At 60.0% G+C, this 21,980-nt stretch carries 19 protein-coding genes; 15 read left to right on the forward strand and 4 right to left on the reverse strand.

The window, feature by feature from the left end; genetic code table 11:
• Window positions 1-17 precede the first annotated feature (17 nt).
• The 3 genes from L9O85_RS14865 to L9O85_RS14875 form a co-directional block, all read right to left on the reverse strand.
• Complete coding sequence (locus L9O85_RS14865) at window positions 18-6,842, reverse strand: S-layer homology domain-containing protein (RefSeq protein ID WP_301579097.1); 6,825 nt, start codon at window positions 6,840-6,842, stop codon at window positions 18-20.
• Window positions 6,843-7,151: 309 nt separating this feature from the next.
• Entirely contained in the window at window positions 7,152-8,051 is a 900-nt protein-coding gene (locus tag L9O85_RS14870; protein ID WP_202973706.1) for an alpha/beta fold hydrolase, read from the reverse strand.
• A gap of 184 nt (window positions 8,052-8,235) precedes the next feature.
• Window positions 8,236-9,480, reverse strand: a complete 1,245-nt coding sequence (locus L9O85_RS14875; RefSeq protein ID WP_050623088.1) for a dicarboxylate/amino acid:cation symporter — start codon at window positions 9,478-9,480, stop codon at window positions 8,236-8,238.
• 297 nt (window positions 9,481-9,777) lie between these two features.
• Between L9O85_RS14875 and L9O85_RS14880 the strand changes: the two genes are divergently transcribed.
• From L9O85_RS14880 to L9O85_RS14925, 10 genes are all read left to right on the forward strand, one after another.
• Entirely contained in the window at window positions 9,778-10,584 is an 807-nt protein-coding gene (locus L9O85_RS14880; RefSeq protein ID WP_050623087.1) for a ParB/RepB/Spo0J family partition protein, read from the forward strand.
• Between the two features lie 279 nt (window positions 10,585-10,863).
• Window positions 10,864-11,637, forward strand: coding sequence for a ParA family protein (locus L9O85_RS14885; RefSeq protein ID WP_050623086.1), 774 nt, complete (start codon window positions 10,864-10,866; stop codon window positions 11,635-11,637).
• 91 nt (window positions 11,638-11,728) lie between these two features.
• Window positions 11,729-12,622 carry a ParB/RepB/Spo0J family partition protein gene (locus tag L9O85_RS14890; protein ID WP_050623085.1) on the forward strand — a complete coding sequence of 298 codons (894 nt, stop codon included), beginning with the start codon at window positions 11,729-11,731 and terminating at the stop codon, window positions 12,620-12,622.
• A complete protein-coding gene (locus L9O85_RS14895) occupies window positions 12,615-13,205 on the forward strand; it encodes a hypothetical protein (RefSeq protein WP_050623084.1) in 591 nt (196 codons plus the stop codon). The genes L9O85_RS14890 and L9O85_RS14895 overlap by 8 nt, the downstream gene beginning before the upstream one ends.
• Before the next feature lie 127 nt (window positions 13,206-13,332).
• Complete coding sequence (gene serS, locus L9O85_RS14900) at window positions 13,333-14,634, forward strand: serine--tRNA ligase (RefSeq protein WP_108980252.1); 1,302 nt, start codon at window positions 13,333-13,335, stop codon at window positions 14,632-14,634.
• 317 nt (window positions 14,635-14,951) lie between these two features.
• Window positions 14,952-15,344, forward strand: a complete 393-nt coding sequence (gene mscL, locus L9O85_RS14905) for a large conductance mechanosensitive channel protein MscL (protein WP_256183055.1) — start codon at window positions 14,952-14,954, stop codon at window positions 15,342-15,344.
• Complete coding sequence (locus L9O85_RS14910) at window positions 15,344-15,718, forward strand: hypothetical protein (protein ID WP_108980250.1); 375 nt, start codon at window positions 15,344-15,346, stop codon at window positions 15,716-15,718. The genes mscL and L9O85_RS14910 overlap by 1 nt, the downstream gene beginning before the upstream one ends.
• A gap of 18 nt (window positions 15,719-15,736) precedes the next feature.
• Window positions 15,737-16,450, forward strand: coding sequence for a 16S rRNA (guanine(527)-N(7))-methyltransferase RsmG (gene rsmG, locus L9O85_RS14915; protein WP_276853932.1), 714 nt, complete (start codon window positions 15,737-15,739; stop codon window positions 16,448-16,450).
• A gap of 169 nt (window positions 16,451-16,619) precedes the next feature.
• Window positions 16,620-17,354 carry a septum site-determining protein MinD gene (gene minD, locus L9O85_RS14920; RefSeq protein ID WP_301579103.1) on the forward strand — a complete coding sequence of 245 codons (735 nt, stop codon included), beginning with the start codon at window positions 16,620-16,622 and terminating at the stop codon, window positions 17,352-17,354.
• A 40-nt stretch (window positions 17,355-17,394) separates the two neighbouring features.
• Window positions 17,395-17,811 carry a methylglyoxal synthase gene (locus L9O85_RS14925; protein WP_050623078.1) on the forward strand — a complete coding sequence of 139 codons (417 nt, stop codon included), beginning with the start codon at window positions 17,395-17,397 and terminating at the stop codon, window positions 17,809-17,811.
• 204 nt (window positions 17,812-18,015) lie between these two features.
• Here the strand turns inward: L9O85_RS14925 and L9O85_RS14930 are convergent, their stop codons facing one another.
• On the reverse strand, window positions 18,016-18,369 hold the full coding sequence (locus L9O85_RS14930; protein WP_301579104.1) for a hypothetical protein: 354 nt from the start codon (window positions 18,367-18,369) through the stop codon (window positions 18,016-18,018).
• An 87-nt stretch (window positions 18,370-18,456) separates the two neighbouring features.
• Between L9O85_RS14930 and L9O85_RS14935 the strand changes: the two genes are divergently transcribed.
• The 5 genes from L9O85_RS14935 (at window position 18,457) to L9O85_RS14955 (ending at window position 21,927) form a co-directional block, all read left to right on the forward strand.
• Window positions 18,457-18,678, forward strand: a complete 222-nt coding sequence (locus L9O85_RS14935; protein ID WP_108980247.1) for a helix-turn-helix domain-containing protein — start codon at window positions 18,457-18,459, stop codon at window positions 18,676-18,678.
• Between the two features lie 57 nt (window positions 18,679-18,735).
• Entirely contained in the window at window positions 18,736-20,094 is a 1,359-nt protein-coding gene (hisS, locus tag L9O85_RS14940; RefSeq protein ID WP_256183057.1) for a histidine--tRNA ligase, read from the forward strand.
• Window positions 20,095-20,428: 334 nt separating this feature from the next.
• A complete protein-coding gene (locus L9O85_RS14945; protein ID WP_277102960.1) occupies window positions 20,429-20,704 on the forward strand; it encodes a hypothetical protein in 276 nt (91 codons plus the stop codon).
• A gap of 191 nt (window positions 20,705-20,895) precedes the next feature.
• The gene (locus L9O85_RS14950; protein ID WP_276757507.1) at window positions 20,896-21,375 is read left to right on the forward strand and encodes a hypothetical protein; all 480 of its coding nucleotides are present in this window, start codon (window positions 20,896-20,898) and stop codon (window positions 21,373-21,375) included.
• Between the two features lie 51 nt (window positions 21,376-21,426).
• On the forward strand, window positions 21,427-21,927 hold the full coding sequence (locus tag L9O85_RS14955; protein ID WP_108980244.1) for a hypothetical protein: 501 nt from the start codon (window positions 21,427-21,429) through the stop codon (window positions 21,925-21,927).
• Window positions 21,928-21,980: the final 53 nt, after the last annotated feature.

Here is a 21,980-nt window from a genome sequence, read left to right on the forward strand (position 1 = left end):
AAGTATGCTATTTTCTGTTATTTTGCGATCTCCTCGCAGAACTGCATCAGCATAACTGCAAACTGAGCCCGTGTGGCACTGCCCTGGGGCACGATCGTGTTGTTGCCCATGCCGGAGATCAATCCGGCGCCGGCAGCCCAGCTCATAGCCTCCTGTGCATAGGTGCTGACACTGGACATGTCGGCAAAGGAAGACAGGCTGGCCTTCTCGGACACATCGTATCCCTTGGACTTGGCAAAGCTGTACAGGATCATCGCTACTTGTTCCCGGGTAACGTTGTCGTTGGGGCCAAAGGTCCCGTCTCCGTAGCCGCTGACCACACCGTTGGCAGCGGCCCAGTTGACCGCACTGGCATACCAGGTGCCCGCAGCCACATCGGTAAAGGTGGATGTTCCACCAGCCGGAGCTCCCTCCATGCTGTACAGGACCTGCGCCACCATGGCTCTGGTCAGGGTCTGGTTGGGGCTGAAGGCAGCGGCGCCAGTGCCGGACATCAGTCCGTTCTCATAGGCATAGAGAACCGCATCATAGAACCAGTCTCCGGCCTTGACATCGGAGAAGGTCATGGTATCAGGCTCCTGTGTCGTCTCCCCTGTCTTCACAAAGCTGACCTCCACCTCTACCTTGGAGTCAGGCATGGTAAAGGTATAGCGGGTGTCGCTCTGTTTGGTGACACGTACATCGTCTCCGTCCCGGTCGGTCACGGTGACGTCGTCCACCTCATAGCCGGAGGCGGGAGTCACGGTGATGGTCACTCTGGTGCCCTCGGATGCATTTTGGGGACTGACGGACACGGTCCCCTTTCCGCTGCCGGCGCCGACAGAAACGGTGTATCTGCTGGAGCTGGAGGAACTGCTGTCGTCATCATCGTCATCGTCATCCGGGGTCACTGCGCCGGGGATATAGTCGATCTTCACCGCGTCATTTTTCTCAAAGGCGGAGGGGCTGTAATACCGGGTGAGAGAGCCATCGCTGCCCTTCACAAAGCTGAAGTGCTCCATGAAGTCCCACAGGACGGGCATATCACTGGGATAGCAGTTGTGGGGACGCAGCAGGCACAGAGCCCACTGGACCAACGGTACATCCACACCGTCGATAGTCTTCGTCCAGCTGTACACATCCGGATGACGGCTGTCAGCGCTGAAGTGCTGGTCTGCATCTTCGGCCGTGAACTCCTTATCGATCCCATTGGCCTTCAGCATATACTTAGCCCAGTTCTGCAGAGAGGTGGATTCAAAGCCCTTGGTCATATCCCCCAGGTCCATCTGACCTGCAATGAGCATGGTCGGAATGGTCTCAAAGGCAGAATTTTCTTTTTCTGCAGCTGCCGCTGAGGTAGAGCCAACTGCCGCAAAGAACTCAGGATTGGTCACTGCAAAGCCCTGGGTTGCCGCCGAACCGGCAGACTGGCCGGAACCATAGATCCGGTTGAAGTCCAGGTCGGCATAGCTGCCGTCGATCTTCTCCTCCATCAAGGTGACAAGAGACTGATAGAACTTGTCGGAGTCGGCGTGGGACACGCTGCTGGGACTGGAACTGTATGTCTCGCACACAAAGGCCAGAGCAATGCCCTCTTTCTCCGCGAGCTGCCACCACAGGGTGGAGTCCATAAAGATGGAGTCAGTCTGGCTGTTGCCGGGATAGAGCATCAGGATAGGCAGTTCCTTGCCCTCAAAGCCCTCAGGGATATACAGGATATACTCCCGGGGGTCCCATTTCCCGTCGCCGCTGTTGTCGCTGAACGCGATCACGCCTGCCTGAACGGTGCCGTGACCGGCGATCTTTATATCCTCCTGGCCCCAGATCTGGGTGCCGTCGGACAAAGTGGATTTCACCTGGCCGTCCTTGGCATCCTGCTGGGCAGCTACCCGGGCGGAGGTGTAGTCCAGACGCTGGGCAATGGCGTTGGAATAGGGGAAGGTGTTGTCATAGCGGGTATAGTCGGACAGCCACTCATAGATCGCCCGCGCGTCTGCACCTATGCCCGCGATCTCCACCTTGGAGATGCCGTGCCCCGCGCCTTCCTCCTTCAGCTGGCCGTTGGCGTATTCGGTGGCATAGGCCTTGGAAGCAATATCCTGCCAGTACACACCGGCACCGGTCCCCGTGGCCGCGCAGTCGTTGGCGGACTGCCAATAGTTCTCGCTCCCTGTGTAACCCGCCAGATAGGTGGGAACGGGCACGTCCTTGGGGGCGATCTGTCCGCCGATGCCCACCTGATTCAGAGTCTCATCCAGCACATCGGTAATATCGCCGTTGGAGCTCTTTCCGTCATAAAGCGCACCAGCCACAGCGGTGAGGGCATCCGCACCGGCACTGGTCCCGTTCACATAGGCCTGGCTGATGACAAAGATGGGGTTGGCGGCCGCCCACAGCTCCAGCGCCGCGGCGCCCTTGCCGTAGCCTGCCAGGTAGAACTCACCGAAGGTGGAGAACACGTTCTGCTTATGGATGTTGTTGCCGCTCTTCAGGAAGGCGATAGCGGCCTCCACATAGGCGCTCTCATCCTGGGCAGAGCCCCAGCCCCCCGCGCCGGGCTCCAGCACGAACAGGCCCTCGCCCTTCTCGTTGGCCAAGTCGATCCAGCCCTGTTCCTTCAGGAAGTCATAGGTATCGACACCCTCCGGCACAGCCACCACAGTGAAGTAGGAGCGGATGGATGCCTCAGGGGCGATGTACACCTTTACGGTGCGGGCGTCATCGGCAAAGTCATTGTCGCCATCCACGTCGATGTTCTTGGTGTACCAGCCGGTCAGGGGCAGCTGAGCCGCCTGGGACCAGTCTTTCTCCAGGTTGGTGATGCTGTCAAAGTCAGGCGTCTGATCAACTTCCAATGCTTGACCGCTTCCTACGCCATCTGCATAGTACAGCAGGGTATGATCGTCGGAGCCTCTCTCCCACTTGCTGAACCAGTTTTCCCACAGCTCGTTCAGGTCACTGGGGACCAGGTTGTGGCCCCGGCCGTAGCACTGGCTCCATACAAAGATGGGCACCTCGCCGCCGCCGAAGTCCCTGGACCAGATGTAGTTTTTATAGCGGTTTGCCGCCTCAGTTGGATTGACGATCAGGCTGATGGGGGCCTGCTGGGAGCCGATCTGTTCCTCTGTGATGCCGCTCTCCACTTTGGGCGTAGCTACCAGCTCGTCCAGGGTCTTTCCCAGCAGCCTCTGCGCCCAATAGGTCTGGGTGTCGGTCGTCCAGGTGCACTGTTTGGCTCCCTGAGAACCGGTCCACTCCCCGGCCTCCAATGCGCCCAGCTTCATGGGCCAGTAGTCGTACTCGCCGTAAATGGCGTAGAAGGGCACCACCAGCTGTGAGCCGTTCTTCTGGGCCGTAGTCCGAACGCCGGAGGTAATGCCGAATGCGGCAAACAGCTCCACAGTTCTGGGGTCCTGGGCTAGAGTGTTGGCGGTGGCTCCGCCGCCGGCGGACTGACCGTAGCCATAGATCTGGTCCTCATCCACCGTCACGCCCGCCTTTTTACAGTCGTCCTTGACCAGCTCCAGCAGGTCCAGCATATAGTCGGCGTTGCCGGTCAGGTCGTAGGTGACCGCGATAAATCCGTACTTGTCGGCGGCCTCCTTGATGTCGGTGGCCTCCAGGAATACCATGGCGGTCTGACCGGCGCCGTGGGTGGTCACCACCAGGGGCGCGGGAGAACCGCTGGACTTCACGCTGTTGGGGATATAGATGATGTAGGTCCGGTTGGTGCCCTCCCACATGTGGTCCCGGTAGAGCACCCTGTCGGTGTCCTGGTTGGTGTAGGGCAGGCGCTGGGTGATGAAGTGGCCGTACACCGAGTTGTTGTCATAGCCGCTGTAGTAGGTCAGGAAGGAGTTGATGTTCTCCGTCAGCGCGGGGTCGGCCATGTCGGAGACAGACTCATTCTGCACCGCCACCTGGGTCTTTACATCGCTGAAGGAGGTGGCGATGGCATCAGAGTTTGCCTTGTCCTGCCAGTAGACCTGGCCGTAATCGCTGTCGGGGTCTGCGGTCGGCAGGCAGTCATTGACATCCTTCCAATAGGCGATCAGGGATTCGCTGGTATTGCCTACGAACCAGGTGGGGATGGGGATATCGTTGTAGTGCTGGGCCTCAAAGGTCCGTTTCTGGGTAATTTGATTGCCATCCTTGTCGGTGTACCCCTCGAAATCCATATGGTTGGGCTGGGGCGTCTTTCCCACCTGGGTCTCACCGGCCGCTTTCAGCAGAGCATCATAAGCCGCATCCGCCTGAGCATCCACATAGACCTGGCTGATCATCTTCAGGGGGTTCTGGGCGGCCCACAGCTGCAGGGCGGGGGCGCCGTCTCCGTAGCCCACCAGATAGTGGTAGGTGAAGGCGGAGTAATAGGTCCCGCTGCTGACCAGGGTGCCCATAGCCGCGTCCACATAGGCCAGCTCGTCTTCCGCACTGCCCCAGGTCCCGTTCTCGGGCTTCATGATCAGCAGGCAGGCCAGCGTCTCGTCCGCGATGTCAAACCAGCCGGACTTCTCCAGGAATTCCGTGCTGTCCACGCCGGAGGGAAGCGCCATGCTGATCCAGTACTCCCGCTGACGGGCTCCCTCAGGGATGTAGACCTCGATCTCCCGGCTGTCCGCCCCGCGGGCGCTGTCGTTTACGCTGATCTGGTAGGTAAAGTATCCATTGATCCGCTGATAGGAGCCGATGCTGGCGTCCGCTTTCTCAGTGTCTTCAATGGGGGTGGGCTCTTCGGAAGCCGGCTTGTCTCCACTGCCTGCCACATTCAGCGCCCAATCACTGATACTCTCCGCATAGGTCACGTACTCGAACTGCTGGACCTCTTCATTTCTTGCATCCTCCATGTGGTAGGTCTCGCCCACTTCCAGAGGATCTTCGTCCTTGTACACATCCAGATAAGGCTCATCGATGTAGTACCAAGAACTCATTTTGACACAGGAGTGGTCATTAACACCCCACTCTTCAAACTTGTAGTGTTTGAAGGCAGAAATCCGAAGATTATCCGCGATCCACTCGTCAGACCATCCTGCCTCCTGATAATAGGGAATCAATCCCTGATAGGATTTCAGAGAGTTGATCGGATTTGCCAGCGGGTCAGTCTCACCCTGGATGACCCAGATTGCAATGCCCTCTTCCGCAATCTTCTGGAGGCTCTCCTCAGGCCAGGTCTCTGTAAAAATGGTCCGATTCGGACCATCTCCAATCCAGCCATTGTTGCAGATGAACACATCCACCAGCTCCGGAAAGTCCCGCATGGTCTGGGAACAGATTCCAGTGCCGTTGGAATTGCCAATCAGGATCACTTTGGTAATGTTGTAGTTCTCCTGGAACCACCCAATGGCGTGTGCTACTTCCTCCCCAGCTGCCTTATTATTCTGGGAGTGCACATCAGGGCTACCCACGATCGCACTGTCCAGCTCCAGCCATGCCTCGGTAGCATTGTCGTAGGTCACATTAGTCCCCAGGTTGTTGGCCTGAAGATTGCCCTGATCATCGAAGCCTTCCCAGTAAGAGGTTCCGTTTCCAGTCACATAGAGGACCAGGGGCATCCCTTCATCCTCGTCGTAGCTGTCAGGCACCTGATAGTGGACGGGCACCTTCCCCTGAAAGGCCGTGTAGTAGCTGTCATCCACAGCCTCCACATAGGCCAGCTTATAGTCATCATAGACGTCGTTTACTGTTTTTTCCCACACGCCGTCTCCGCCCGTGTAATGACCATATCCGTCTGTCAGGCTGAGTCCGTCTTCCATTTCAGCGTCCGCGCCGATGGCCAGGATCAGATCCAGCTCCTGCCGGGTAAAGTAATTGAAGGGCTTTCCACTTCTTCCGGCATATACTTCATATCCATCCGGGTCCCCGTTCTCATCGAACTCCTCTGCAATCGCCCAGCTGGCAGTACAGAGCATCCCAAAGGGCTTGTTATCCGCAGGCCCTTGGTCAAAGGACAGGGTAACGGTATTGCCTCTCACTGAAACATCGTCAATATAGGCAGTGCCTTCCTCAAACTCACCGTTTTGGAAGGCCCGGTCCCAGACCTTATAGTCCAATTCCTCGGCCGCCTCCATATCAGTGCCTTCCGCAAAGGTGACCTCAATCTGATACAGCCGCTGTCCATAGAAGTTCAGCTTGGTAAAGGCCTGGATGCTCGTAATATCATCCACGGTCAATTCTTCCGAATTCACCAGCGGCTCCAGACCATTGCTTACCGGCGGCTGACTGCCCTCTTGAGTCAGCTTCTCTCCGTCTTGGATAAGTTCTTCCCCGTCTTGAGGCGGTCCAGATGGCTCTTCTTCGTCCTCAGGCTGCTCGTCCTCAGAGGTCGGCTGCTCCTTTTTCATCTCCAGCCAGGGTTCCCCCCTGCTCATCGACAGGGCGGAATCCTCTTCCTCCCAAGTATGGCGCAGGCGGAGGTCCATCCCTTCCTCTGTGCCCTCAGAGATATCGTGGTTGGTGGTGAAGCCACCAACCACGAGGAGAGCGCTCTCCTCGTGGTTGGTGGTGAAGCCACCAACCACGAGGAGAGCGCTCTCCTCGTCGACTGTCACTTCCTGGATCTGGATCTCTGTAAATTCCTCGTCCTGGGGACCGCGCCCTTCCAACAGGTAGCTCTCCCCATTCAGTCCGCTGAGATCTGTCCCCTCTTTATAGACGATCTCGATCTGCTTCAGTTCATTTCCGGTCTCGGTCTCCTCTGTGTAAGCCTGGATGCTCACCACGTCGCTCATGACCGGCTGCCCAGATCTTACTTCCTCTTCCGGGCCCCCCTCCGGCTCCACCGCCAGCGCGCTACCACCCAGCAGCGACAACAGCATGGTGCCGGTCAGCACGGAAGAAATGATCCGCTTTGACAATCGCTTCATTTTTTACATTTCTCCTTTCACCGTTTTCCTCTGCTTCAACTGTGCCTCTCTCATCCGCTCCCTTCCACTGCACGTTCAGGCCTCAGCAGGTCTGAAAATTTTGTGCAAAATTTTCCCAAAAGAAAATTTGTTTCTTTTGACCACTTTTTTCTTTTGAAGTTAACTCAAATTGTAATATTAAACAATTTTAACTTCCAATACGACTTTCTCATGTATTCATGTGACATTTTCATGTTTTCTTTTAACCAGACAGCGCCCCGCCGCGGACTCTCTCCACGGCGGGGCGCTGTCTTTCTCTTGCGTCTGTTGTCAAAGGAAGTTTTCCACCGCCTCCAGCATGGGGAGAGGGGCCTCCTCAGGGATAAAATGGCCGCAGGGCAGGTTGTGTCCCTGAATGTGGTCTCCAAATTTGGCCCAGCACTCCAGGGGGCGGAAGAACCGCTCCACCAGTCCGTTTGCCCCCCACAGCACCAGGGTCTCGGCCCGGATCTTCCGCCCGGCCCGTAAATCCTCCTCGTCCAGCGCCAGATCCACCGTCTCCCCCGCCCGGTACTCCTCACAGATGGCGTGGATGGTTTCCACGTTGTAGTGCCTCAGATACTCGTCGTAGACGTCCTGGGGAAATGCCTCGGCTGAGGTGTCGTTCTCCGAGTGATACCGGGCAATGTGCAGGGAATAGCGGAAAAACTGCTTCCGGCTGGACAGGATCATGTCCTCCGGCAGCGGGGCCTCCTGGGTAAAGAAATACCACTGGAACAGCGCCTTGGCAAACTCCCGGGTGGAGAGGCTGTACATGTCATAGGTGGACACGATATCCAGCAGCACCAGTTTATTTACCGCCTCCGGATGGTCCAGCGCCATACGGTAGGCCACCCGGGCCCCCCGGTCATGCCCCATGACGTGGAAGCGTTCAAAGCCCAGGGCCCGCATCACCTCGATTTGGTCCTCCGCCATAGTCCGCTTGGAGTAGTTGCTGTGGTCAGGCAGCCCCTCCGGCTTTCCGCTGTCCCCGTAGCCCCGCAGGTCGGTGGCCACCACTGTGAAGCGCTCCGCCAGCTGGGGCGCCACCTTGTGCCACATCAGACAGGTCTCCGGGTGCCCGTGGAGGAGGAGGAGCGGCTCCCCCTGCCCCATCCTGACCCCGTGGATTTCCACACCGTTGGCCTGGATGTTGAATTCCTCTCCCTGCATCCGCATCGGTCTCTTCACCCTTTCCTCTATATTGAGCACTCTGCCCAATTTTAAGTTTCTTCTGCCCCCTATTTTAGCAGATGTCCCCACGTTGGACTATTTTGCTTTTTTCATCGACCTATGGCCTCCATGCATACCGGCCCTTCAAACAAAGCAGCGGGCCCCGGACCATTTGGTCCGGGGCCCGCTCTCTGTTCTTTGATCAGCCCAAAACACTCTTGGTGCGGGCCACCTTGCGGTCCTCCATCTTGGAGACCACCACTGCGCAGGCCGCATCGCCCGTGATGTTGATGGTGGTGCGGCCCATGTCAAAGATCCGGTCGATGCCGGCCACCAGCGCGATGCCCTCCACCGGGATATTTACGCTCTGGAGCACCATGGCCAGCATCACCATGCCGGCGCCGGGGACGCCCGCAGTGCCGATAGAAGCCAAGGTGGCGGTGAGCACGATGGTGGCCATCTGGCCGATGGTCAGGTCGATCCCATAGCAGGATGCGATGAAAACGGCGCACACCCCCTGGTAGATGGCAGTTCCGTCCATGTTGATGGTGGCGCCCAGGGGCAGCACGAAGGAGGCGACCTCCTTCCGGGCCCCCAGCCGCTCGGAGCACTCCAGGGTGAAGGGCAGGGTGCCCACCGAGGATGCGGAGGAGAAGGCCATCATCATGGCAGGGGCCATCCCCTTGAAGAAGGCGATGGGGGATACGCCGCCCAGGGCCTTCACCGTGCTGGAGTACACCACCACGGCGTGGACGATATAGCCCACATAGGCCACCGCCAGCACCGCCACCAGCTGAGCCAGGATCTTGGGCCCGTTTTCCACGATCACCGGGCAGATCAGGCAGGCCACGCCGATGGGCGAGAGCTTGATGATCAGGTCCATGATCTTCATGGACACCTCATTGAAGCTGTCCACCACCTGGGCGGCCACCAGCCCCTTTTCCCCCGCCAGCAGGATGCCGAAGCCCACCAGGAGAGAGATGACGATGACCTGGAGCATGGAGGCATTGGCCAGCGGCGTGATGGGGTTGGAGGGGAAGATGTCGATGATGGTCTGCATCAGCGACTGGCCCGCCGGGGGTTCATAGGCCAGGCCGGAGGTCTCCATGGCCGCAAAGATGTGCATCCCCTTGGCCGCGCTGGCCAGCACCAGGGCCAACACCACGGCAAAAGCGGTGGTGCACATGTAATACACGATCGTCTTGCCTCCCACCGAGCCCACCCGGCCGATGTCCTGCATAGAGATGACACCGGAGGCGATGGAAAACAGCACGATGGGCACCACGATGAATTTCAGCAGGTTCAGGAAGATCGTGCCCCAGGGCAGAATGTAGTTTTTCGCGATGTCCAGTCCGTTGGGCACCATCATCAGGGCCAGGCCCACTGCGATGCCGACCACCAGCCCGATGAAGATCCAAAATGCAAGGGGAAGTTTCTTCTTGTTCATTGACAGCTCTCCTTTCCGTCCATGCAGCCCTTTCCTCACTTTGGGCCGCATCTGTTTACAGCTCCCTCTCTGACTGTTCTCTTTCAGTATATATGATATGGAGGAAACTTACAAGGTCTTTCTTTCCTTTTTCTCCCCCTGCAATTTCCCGGGCCGAGCCCTTCTTTTTTCAACTTTTCCACTGGATTTTCCACAACTGCGACAGAATCCAACTTTCTTTTTATTTTTTTATGGTAAAATATGGATATCAAGACAAGCTGTTTTATAACAGCGGAAGGATCAAAGGGGGTATCCAGAATGCAGCTGCTGCGAAAGAAGGGATTGCTGGACAGTCCCCGGGTGCTGTTCCTCCCTGTAGACGCCATCTCACCCAATCCCAATCAGCCCCGCCGGGTTTTTGGCACCCAGGAACTGGAGGAGCTGGCTGGTTCCATCCAGGCTCTGGGGCTGCTCCAGCCCCTGACTGTGCGCCGTCGGGCAGACGGCTGGGAGCTGGTAGCCGGGGAACGGCGGCTCCGGGCCGCCAAGCTGGCAGGACTGGAAGAGGTCCCCTGCATCTCTCTCCAGATCGACGACCAGCGCTCCTCCCTGCTGGCTCTGGTAGAGAACTTGCAGCGCAAGGACCTGGACTTCTGGGAGGAGGCCCTGGCCCTGGACCGGTTAATCTCTGTCTACCATCTCTCCCAGGAGGAGGCTGCCCGGCGCATCGGCAAGAGCCAGTCCGCCGTGGCCAACAAGCTGCGCCTGCTGAAGCTGCCGGAGGACACTCTCCGGGCCCTGCGGGACGGCGGCTGCACTGAGCGCCATGCCCGGGCCCTGCTTCGGCTGGAGGACCCCAGCCTGCGCCAGAAGGCCCTGGAGCAGATCCTGTCCCGGCAGCTCACCGTGGCCCAGACAGACGCCTTGGTAGATCAGCTTCTCTCCCCTCCTCCCCGCACCAGAACCAAACGCACCTTTGTGGTGAAGGATGTCCGCCTTTTTCTTAACACTCTGACTCGGAGTATGGCCCTAATGCGGTCCGCCGGGGTGGATGCCCGCTGTGACCGCCAGGATAAGGACGGAGAGATCCTGCTCACCATCCGTATTCCCCAGGCCATTCGGTAAAAATGTTTCACGTGAAACATTCTCTTTTCCTATCTCCCCTTCCCTCCCCATCGCCTGCCGAAGCCAGATCACCTGGAGGCAGGCCCGGTCTCGGCTCTCTCCCTCTGTCTGCACCTCTCCCCTTGCGGCGGGCCGCCCCTGTGCGGTCCGCCGCCTTTTCTCGCTACCAGGCCGGAAAAACGGGAAAAAGAGTTGAAATGCGTTCCCCCGGTTGATATAATAAAGCTCTGCGGAAGTCTGCTGTACACCCGTCCGCCATTTCGACTCAGGAGGCGCCCCATGGCCAAGATCATCGCTATCGTCAATCAAAAGGGAGGCGTGGGCAAGACCACTACCACCGTCAACCTCACCGCCGCCCTGGCCGCGCTGGGAAAGCGGGTACTGCTGTGCGACTTCGACCCCCAAGCCAACGCCACCTCCGGTATGGGAGTGGACAAGAACACCGCCTCCCCAAATGTCTACGACGTGCTCATCAATGGGGCCGATCCCCGCCGCGGCGTAGTCACCACACACTACGGGGACGTGCTTCCCTCCAACAAGGCGCTGGCCGGAGCGGGCGTGGAGATGATCGCCCTGCCGGACCGGGAGCATCTGCTCCGAAAGGCCCTGGAGGTCCTCTCTCCCGGCTACGACTTCATCTTTGTGGACTGCCCCCCCTCTCTGGAGCTGCTGACAGTGAACGCCCTGTGCGCCGCTGACTCCCTGCTGGTCCCGGTCCAGTGTGAGTACTACGCCCTGGAGGGACTGAGCGATCTGCTCTCTACCGTCCGCTTGGTCAAACGCTCACTGAATCCCCGGCTGGTGTTAGAGGGCGTGCTGCTCACCATGTTTGACAGCCGCACCAATCTCTCTCTTCAAGTGGCGGAGGAAGTTAAACGTCACTTTCCCGGTCAGGTCTACGCCACGGTCATCCCCCGCAATGTGCGCTTATCCGAGGCCCCCAGCCACGGGAAGCCCGTTACCGCCTACGACCCCTACTCCCGGGGGGCGGAGGCCTACCGGCTGCTGGCGGAGGAGATCGCAGCCAAGCACCCCACGGCGGCCCCTGTCTGAGTTCTCCCCCGCTTTTTCGCCGGGGCCGTAAGCCTGGCCCCGACGGCTGAATTTTGATCTCCACTGTTATTTTTATAAGGAAGGAGCTACTATGGCAAAGCGAACCAAAGAGCTGGGCCTGGGCCGGGGGCTGAACGCCCTGCTGGGCGACCCGGACCTGCAAGCGCAGGGAGAGGGCTCCGTCTCCCTCCCCATTTCCCAGGTACAGCCCGGCCTGAATCAGCCCCGGAAGCGCTTTGACCAGGATGCCCTGGCCGATCTGGCAGAGTCTATCCGGGTCCACGGCATCATCCAGCCGCTGACAGTGCGCCGTCTGTCCTCCGGCTACTACCAGATCATCGCCGGTGAGCGCCGCTGGCGGGCCGCCAAGCTGGCCGGCCTGGCGGAGGTGCCGGCAGTCATCATCGAGGCGGATGACCGCAAAGTGATGGAGCTGGGCCTGATCGAGAACCTCCAGCGAGAGGACCTGAACCCGGCCGAAGAGGCCCGGGGCTATCAGGTGCTGATGGAGGAATACGGCCTCACCCAGGAACAGGTGGCGGATCGGATGGGAAAATCCCGGCCTGCCATCACCAATACCCTGCGGCTGCTGGCCCTCCCGGAGGACCTCTTGAAGCTGGTGGAGGAGGAACAGCTCTCCGCCGGCCACGCCCGTGCCCTGCTGGGCGCCCCCACGGCGGAGCTCCAGCGGCAGGCCGCCAAGAAGGTCATTGCCGACGGGCTCTCCGTCCGCCAGACGGAGGCACTGGTCAAGGCCCTCCAGCGGGAAAAGAAGGCCCCGCCTAAGCAGGCGGGGGACAGCCTGGCCCTCTACCTCGGGGAGGCGGAAAAGAATCTCTCCGGCCGGTTGGGCCGGAAGGTCCACATCGCCCACCGAGGCAAAAAAGGCAGGATCGAGTTGGAATACTACAACAGCCAGGATCTGGAGCTTCTGCTGGAGGCTCTGGAGCGGCTGAACGCCGGGGAGGTGCAGGGCCATGGCTGATCCCCAGAAGCCGGCGCAGAACGCCCCCCAGGCAGGCGGTCCTCCCAAGGAGGAGCGCCCTGGCCAGCAGCGGCGGCGCAGGCAGTCGGTGGTGCTCTACATCACTATCCTCTTTGCAGCGGCCTTTGCCCTGCTGCTGATGACCTACGCCATGGACCAGCGCCGTAGCAATGAGACGCTGGGGGACCTGACCTCCTCAGTCTCTGATCTGAAGGACTCCCTCTCCGGGATGCAGACCGCCCAGAGCGCCCTGGAGGAGAACGGCGCCCTGAAAAATGAGATCCAAGACCTCCAGGAACAGATCGACACCCTGCTGGGGACCATCGACAGCCTGACCGCCGCCGGGGAGCAGCAGGGACAGGTCCTGGAGCGTACCAAGGAGGCCATGGACTACTTCTGGCAGATCGATGAGGCCTATGTGCGGGGCCGCTACTCCCTCTGCCGTGATCTGATCGCGGTACTGGAGGACACCTCCTCCGGAGAGGCCCCCCTGAAGAGCTATCTTCCCCAGGAGAGCTACACCGATAACGGCCGCTTCTCCCCTGCTGACCGGTATCAGGAGATCTGGGACGCCCTGTACTGACCGGCTTTAGGCCGGATGGCAGGACATCTCCGCCGGCCAGGTTTCACGTGAAACATTTTTATTTTCGCCCAATTTCCCCACAGGAGCTCATCCCATTCTGTTAAGATAAAAAAGGAGTGCGATCCCCATGCTGGATATCAAATTTATTCGTGAAAACCCCGATGCAGTGCGGGAAAATATCAAGAAAAAGTTTCAGGATGCCAAACTGCCCCTGGTGGACCAGGTACTGGCATTGGACGAGGAGAACCGGGCCGCTGTCAGCGAAGCCAATGAGCTGAGAGCCAACCGGAACGCCCTGTCCAAGCAGGTAGGTATGCTGATGGGCCAGGCCAAAAAGGACCCCTCCAAGCTGGAGGAGGCCGAGGCCGTCAAGGCCCAGGTCAAGGCCAACGCCGACCGGCTGGCTGAGCTGGAGTCCAAAGAGACTGAACTGGCGCAGCAGATCCGTCACATCATGCTACAGATCCCCAATATCATTGATCCCTCCGTCCCCATCGGCCCTGACGACAGCTGCAATGTGGAAGTCCAGCGCTTCGGTGAGCCTGTGGTCCCCGACTTTGAGATCCCCTACCACACCCAGATCATGGAGTCCTTCAACGGCATCGACATGGACGCTGCCGGCCGGGTCTCCGGCAACGGCTTCTACTACCTCATGGGGGATATTGCCCGGCTCCATGAAGCGGTGCTGGCCTATGCGCGAGACTTTATGATCAACAAGGGCTTCACCTTCTGTATTCCCCCCTTCATGATCCACGGCAACGTGGTGGAGGGCGTCATGTCCCAGACCGAGATGGACGCCATGATGTACAAGATCGAGGGCGAGGACCTCTATCTTATCGGCACCAGCGAGCACTCCATGATCGGCAAGTTCATCGACCAGATCATCCCCGAGGAGTCTCTGCCCCAGACCCTTACCTCCTACTCCCCCTGCTTCCGCAAGGAGAAGGGGGCCCACGGCATCGAGGAGCGGGGCGTCTACCGCATCCACCAGTTTGAGAAGCAGGAAATGGTGGTGGTGTGCAAGCCGGAGGACTCCATGAAGTGGTACGAGCAGATGTGGCGCTACTCGGTAGAGCTGTTCCGCTCCCTGGATATTCCGGTCCGCCAGCTGGAGTGCTGCTCCGGCGACCTGGCTGACCTGAAGGTAAAGTCCTGTGACATCGAGGCCTGGTCCCCCCGCCAGCAGAAGTATTTCGAGGTCTGCTCCTGCTCCAACCTGGGCGATGCTCAGGCCCGCCGCCTGAAGATGCGGGTCAAGGGGGAGAAGGGCACCTACCTGCCCCACACCCTGAACAACACTGTGGTCGCCCCGCCCCGGATGCTCATTGCTTTCCTGGAGAATAACCTCCAGGCGGACGGCACTGTGAAGATCCCCGCCGTCCTCCAGCCCTACATGGGCGGCACCCAGATGCTGACCCCCAAGCAGTGACCCCAGCTCTTCTCTCCGGCTATATCGCGTGTCCGTGCCCCAATGGGGCCGATGACTGCCTTTAAAATTTTGTTTTGTAATTTTTTTAAGGAATATAACGATTTGTTTTACCCGTCTCCAGCGGACAGCGCATCCCCGCCCCTGGCTTTGGATCATTTTCGCCCCTGGAAATCGCTCCAGAACGGTCTGCACCCGGAAACCCTTGCGGCGCAAGGGTTTCCGGGTGCAAAGAGGCAGAGGCTTTCCCCCTCTCCCCCGCCCTCTCCGGCTGCTCCCTATCTCAGAGCCTCAAGAAATAGAAAGGAAGCTTTTTGCTTATGAGAGCCTTCATCCAAGAGTTCAAGTCCTTTATCGCCCGGGGCAATGTGATGGACCTGGCCGTAGGCGTCATCATCGGCGGCGCCTTCAGCAACATCACCACCTCCCTGGTCAACGATATTCTCAACCCCATCCTGGGCATCATCGCCGGAAACAACACCGCCCTGGCCGCCATGGCCGTAGAACTGCCCGGGGGCGGTGCCCTGATGGTCGGCAATTTCATCAACGCCATCTTGAACTTTCTCATCATGGCCTTTGCGGTGTTCTGCCTCGTGAAAGCCCTCAACCGCCTCCACCGGAAAAAGGAGGAGACCCCCGCACCTCCCCCGGCGCCCTCCCAGGAAGAGCTGTTGCTCACAGAGATCCGGGACCTGCTGAAAGAGAGGACCTGATGGAAGAAAAAAAAATCCCCCCGCAGGAGGAGCAAGACGCCCCGGCACCCTATACCCCCGCCTCCCCGGTGAAGCGGACCATGGCCTGGATCGGTGTGGTCTATATGGTGATCCTGGTGGCCATGATGACCTATTACTACTTTACCGGCTCCATGCTGGTGAACATGGCCCCTCTCCTGGCCGTCCCCGGCCTGATTGGCCTGGGTATCCTGGCTTTGGTCAGCTGGCGCACCACCGGCCGCCCCGGCAAATGGCCCGCCATCGCCCTGGCTGCGGTGTGCTTCCTGGCGGCGCTGGCCACCCTCCCCCTGGGCATCGTGGGCCTGCTGTCCAATTTCAGCCTGGTGGGCGTCTTCGTCACCGGGGCGCCCTGATTTTTGGAGGAACGAGCCATGCGTGACATCATTGCCGCCGGTCTGGCGGATCTGGGCCTGCTGGACCGGGTGCCGGAGCAGGCCCCCAGCCAGCTGGCGGAATACGGTCATCTCCTGCTGGAGAAGAACCAGGTGATGAACCTGACTGCTATCACCGACCCGGTAAAGGTGGCCCAGCTCCATATGCTGGACTGCGCTGCCCTGCTCACCTGCGCCGACTTTCAGAACAGGGCCCTCCTGGACGTGGGCACCGGGGCCGGCTTTCCGGGTCTGCCCCTGAAGATCCTGGTCCCCTCCCTCCAGGTCACTCTGCTGGACAGTTTGAACAAGCGGGTGGACTGGCTGGCTCAGGTCAGCGCCCAGCTCTCCCTCACCGGCATCCGGGTCATCCATGCCCGTGCGGAGGAGCAGGCTCTGGAGAAGGGCTTCCGGGACAGCTTTGAGCTGGTCACTGCCCGGGCGGTGGCCGAGCTCCGCCTGCTGTGTGAGCTGTGCCTGCCCTATGTCAAGGTAGGGGGCGCTTTTCTGGCCATGAAGTCGGTGGACTGCGGCCGGGAGCTGGAGGAGGCCGCCCACTGCATCAAGCTGCTGGGTGCCCGTCTGGAGGAGTGCCGGGACTACACCATTCCCGGCACCGACGTCATTCACCGTCTGGTAGTCCTGCGGAAGGTGGCCCCAACCCTGAAGGGCTATCCCCGGCGGTGGGCCAAGATCCAGAAAGCCCCGCTGTGAGACCGGAGCGATGTCTCCGCCAGCCCTCCAGGATCGATACCCTCAGTGTACAGAGGGTAGGGCTTTACCTGGATTTTCGGCTCCATTTTTCAAAATTTCTCATAAACCCATTGACGTGGGTGGGATTTGTGATACACTTAAAATGGTGTGATGGGAGGTCTGCGCACACATGGGAACCGCAATCGTCGTCACCTCCGGGAAGGGCGGCACCGGAAAAACCTCCATTACCGGGGGTGTGGCCGGCAGTCTGGCCCGCCTGGGGCACAGCGTGCTGTGCATCGACATGGACATCGGCCTGCGCAACCTGGACATCTCCCTGGGCCTCAGCGACCGGGCCCTGATGGACTTCTCCGATGTGGCGGAGGGCCGCTGCCCTCTGGTCCGCGCGGCGGTGAACCACCCCGATCTGCCGGGTCTGGCCCTGCTCACCGCGCCCATGACCCTCTCCTCTGCCCTGACGGAGGAGGCTGTCCGCCGCATGCTGGATACCGCCCGATCCCTGTATGACTATATCCTCATCGACTCCCCCGCGGGCCTGGGCACCGGCTTCCGGATGGCTTGCTGCGGGGCCGACCGGGCCATCGTCGTCTCCACCAACGACGCTTCTTCCCTTCGGGACGCCCAGCGCACCGTGGGTGAGCTGGACTTTCTGCGGCAGATTCATCTGGTGATGAACCGCATCCAGCCCAAGCTGCTGCGTCAGCTGCGCACCACCATTGACGACGCCATGGACACCGCCGGCCTGCCACTGCTGGGCGTAGTGCCGGAGGACCCCCAGGTGATGCTGTCCGCCAACCTGGGGCGGCCCCTGATCCTGGGCGGACGGCAGGGGGCGGCCAACGCCTGCCTGAACATTGCCAAGCGTCTGGAGGGGCGCCGGGTCCCTATCATGCGGATCCGCTGAACTCCCTTCCGGCATCTGTATAAAGGAGGTTTGCCACACCATGAACATCGCACTGATGAGCCACGACCATAAGAAGGAACTGATGGTCCAATTCTGCACTGCTTACTGCGGCGTCCTGTCCAAGCACACCGTATGCGCCACCAACACCACCGGCCGCATGGTCGCGGAGGCCACCGGTCTTCCTGTCAATCTGTTCCTGTCCCACGCCCACGGCGGCATCGAGCAGATCGGTCAGCGCATCATCTACAACGAGATCGACATGGTGCTGTTCTTCAACGACCCCCGCTCCGGAGAGCTGGACGACAGCGTGCTGTCCATCTCCAAGCTGTGTGACCAGCACTCCGTCCCCATGGCCACCAACGTGGCCACCGCTGAGCTGCTGATCCATGGTCTGGCCCGGGGAGACTTGGACTGGCGCGAGGTGATGAACCCCAACCGCATCCCCTTCGCCATCTGAGGGAGACGTTCTCCCCATTCCCCCGGCCCGCCCCCGCGCGGGCTGCGGACAGCGTCCACCGCCAAGACGGCGCATGAGTATCCGGGACACCGCCGGACAGAGAGAGGTCCCTCGGCTGAAAGGACCTTACGGAGACGGCCCCGGAGAAGACAGCGCCACCAGCGGGCCCGGAGACGGGCGCGGTCCCCCTGCCGCAACACAGGGTCAAAGGGGCGTGTCCGCACGCCTGAATTTGGGTGGCACCACGAAGTGTTTGAAACGCTCTCGTCCCAATCGCAGGGGACGGGAGCGCGTTTTTGTCCCCCGCTCCCCTTCCCCGCCGGAGAGGAGGTCCAGCATCAGCAGGGCCCCCAGGCGGAAGCCCCGGAGGAAGCATTCCTCCCTGCCAGCGGCCCCCGCTGACAGCGCCGCGTCCCAGATGTCCTCCGCCTCCTGAGGCGGGAAACGCTGGCAGAGCCGGTCAAAATAGGGCTCACCGGCCTCACCGGCTGCGGTCTCCACCGGCGTGGCCCAGGGCGGGACAAAGGCTTCATACAGTTTTTCATATATCTGCTCCATTATGTCAACCCCCTAAAAGTAGCATTTCAAACTACTTTTAGTATAGTGGTTTCATTTGCTACTGTCAAGCAAAAATTGGGAGGAACTATGGCCAATTTCGCAGAGCGGATCCGAGCCCTCCGCAAAGAAAAAGGACTCTCTCAGGAAGAGGTCGGCAGCGTCATCGGGCTGAAAAAATATGCGGTCTACTCCTATGAAAAGGGCCGGGCCTGTCCCGATATGCGGGGCCTCATCGCCCTGGCGGACTACTTCAACGTCTCCATGGACTACCTGGCCGGCCGCACCGACAACCCCGACATCAACCGCTGACCCCGCACCCTGATCTGTTGTTTGACTCCCCCAACCATTCCAAAAAGGAGAATCGATATGGCAAACGTACAACCCCGCACCCTGTCCGGCTTTATGGAGCTGCTCCCCGCCCGGCAGGTCCAGTTCGACCGGATGGTCTCCATCCTGCGGGAGACCTACTCCCTCTACGGCTTCACCCCCCTGGACACCCCCCTCATCGAGGCCAGCGAGGTCCTGCTGGCCAAGGGCGGCGGCGAGACGGAGAAGCAGATCTACCGCTTTCTCAAGGGAGACACCGACCTGTCCCTCCGCTTTGACCTCACCGTCCCCCTGGCCAAGTATGTGGCGCTGAACTACGGCCAGCTCACCTTCCCCTTCCGTCGCTTCCAGATCGGCAAGGTCTACCGGGGGGAGCGGGCCCAGCGGGGCCGCTTCCGGGAGTTCTATCAGGCGGACATCGACGTCATCGGAGACGGCGCCCTGGACATCAGCAACGAGGCGGAGATCCCCTCCATCATCTATCGGGCCTTCACCGCCCTGGGGCTGAAGCGCTTCCAGATCCGGGTGAACAACCGGAAGATCCTCAACGGCTTTTACGCCATGCTGGGTCTTTCCCAGCAGTCCGGCGAGATCATGCGCACGGTGGACAAGCTGGACAAGATCGGCCCGGACAAGGTGGCCGAGCTGCTGGTGCAGTCCGGCCTCTCTCCGGAGCAGGCCCGGGAGATCCTCAGCTTTACCTCCATCACCGGCACCAACGAGGAGGTCCTGACCGCCCTGGAGGGCTACCGGGGCCGGAACGAGGTCTTTGACCTGGGCCTGGATGAGCTGAACGCGGTGACAAAATATCTGGCTGCCTTCGGCGTGCCTGAGACTCACTTCGCCGTGGACCTGACCATCGCCCGGGGACTGGACTACTACACCGGCACCGTCTATGAGACCACCATGCTGGACCATCCGGAGATCGGCTCCATCTGTTCCGGCGGCCGCTATGACAACTTAGCGGAATATTACACGAATAAACAACTCCCTGGAGTGGGCATTTCCATCGGTTTGACCCGCCTGTTCTTCGTTCTGGAGGACCAGGGCTATCTCAACGACGCCCTGAACACCGCCCCCGCCGACGCCCTTATCCTCCCCATGACCGAGGACCTGTCCCCTGCCATCTCCCTGGCCACCCAGCTGCGCCAGGCAGGCATCCGCACCCAGATCCAGGCGGAGCGGAAGAAGTTCAAGCAGAAGCTCTCCTATGCGGACAAGCTCCGCATCCCCTACGCCGTTATCCTGGGAGAGGACGAGATCCGGGAGGGCCTCGCCGCCGTCAAGGACCTGGCCACCGGGGAGCAGGTGAAGCTTGCTCCCGGCCAGGCTGCCGCCCACATCCTGGCCGGGCTGGACAGGCTGAACCAGGGGACGCCGATCCTGGACAGGGTGTAAGTCCGATTTCCCATCCATGCTTTGGCTGTGCAGGAGCCGATATCCCCACCAGGCCGTCCCACGCCGTATAGATGGAATTCCCGGGCCAGCTGTCTCTGATATAGAAAGAGAAAAGCTCATGAAGAAAAATTCCAAACGCTTTTTACTGCTTTTAATCGTTTGTCTTTTGGTGTGGACGGTATTTCCCCGGCCCTTTGCCTGGATCATTCCTCAGCGGATGGTAAATGTCTCAGGAGAAAGACCGGAAATCTGCGCCGAGACAGAATTCACCGCTTCTCTCAGCTTTGGCATTGACCAAGAAGTCTTGGATGCCTTTTATGATCTCCATAGTGAGATGGAAGGCGTCCGGTTCCTGGCCGATCCCCTCACCCTCCTGCCTTTCCTCCACCAGCCCCGGGAGCCGGTCAAGGTGAAAATCGATTACTTCCAGGAGGGCTGTTCTTCCACTGGCGACTGCCAGACCACCCTGCTGTGGGATGGTACAACCCTGTGGGTGAACTGGCTGGGCGGCCACTACCTGGGTTATCGGCCCACCGATCCCGCCGGATTTGAGGCAGCCATCCAACGGCTGGCCCTGGAATACGACGGAACTGCAATCGTCACCTCGTAGGGACGGCACATCTGGTCCGCCTGTCCTTCCCAGAATAATAAGCCTCTAAAAATTTGACAACACGCAAAGCGGCTTTCCCTTTGACCGCGCGGCTACTATGACCATGTCATCCGCAACCAACAGGACCTTGACGAGACCGCCGGGTACATCCTGGGCAATCCCGCCCGGCGGCTGGAGCGGGAGGGATCCTTGTGAAGAAAAAATTGAGCTTTTGTCTGGTCGTTTTGGTGCTCCTGGCCGTCGGGGTGCTGCACTATTGGGCGGCCCCCACCTTCGACCATGCCTTCCAGTGCAACGGCATAGGTCCGCCCGCAAAACCCGGGGGTTCTTTTAAGGTGCTGCGCGAGGGCACCTATCCCGGCCTCAGTGACGCTCCTGTCACCTTTGATGAGGGGCGGACTTACCGTGAGCTGCTGGCCGCCCTCCGGGGGCAGAGGTATCTCCGCCTCCCCGCCCTGCTGGGGGCCCCCGACGGCGGGACCGCCTTCTATACCGCATCCGGCTGTACCCCCGAGTGCATGGCCTACTGGGACGGCACCTTTCTCTGGCTGGCCTCGAACTCCTCTCATTGGCGCCGCTTTCTCCCCCTTCCCCCCGGCCGCCTGGGGGAGAAGCTGGAGCTCATTTTTATGGACGAGCCGGAGGAAAACATTTACTACCCTTCCTCTTAGGCGCAGGTCCTTTGACCCGCCCTGCCGGTAAAAAGCAAGGAGGTGCGCCCCATGAAAAAAAGAGCCCTGCTCTCCCTGGTCTTGATTTTAGCCCTTCTGGCCGCTCTATACCTGTGGTACACCCGGCCCCGGAGCTTTTTGGCGATCACTGGGACCTCAGAGAACGCCGTCTGCTCCGCCGCCCTGCTTCTGTTAGAGTCCTGGGTGGATGACGGCCAAGCAGGACAGGATATCTGGGAGCTTCAGGACCTTTCCCCCGGCACCCCCGCCTTTGATGCCCTCCTTCCCCTCCTGGAGAAAAGCCGCTGGCGGGCCAGTCTGAAAAACCTGTTGGGGCTGGATGCCGGTTCTTTCAGCGGCTTCTCCAGCAGCCTTCAGGGCGTCCTGGGACTGGAGGGGAACGAGGGGGTCTTTTTCACCGCTGTGGACACAGGGCAGCTCCGTCTCTCCCTCCCCAGCTCCCCCCACTCCCTTCTGTTTACCGCCGCTGATGGATCGACCTATCAGGCGCTGGCGGAATATTTGAAGGAGTATGGGACCTTTCGGGAATGACAACAGCCCAAGTTTTTAATACTAATCACTATAATTAGATAAAATAGTACAAA

It is taken from the genome of Lawsonibacter asaccharolyticus, from assembly GCF_022453915.1.
Classification (GTDB): Bacteria; Bacillota; Clostridia; order Oscillospirales; family Oscillospiraceae; genus Lawsonibacter; species Lawsonibacter asaccharolyticus.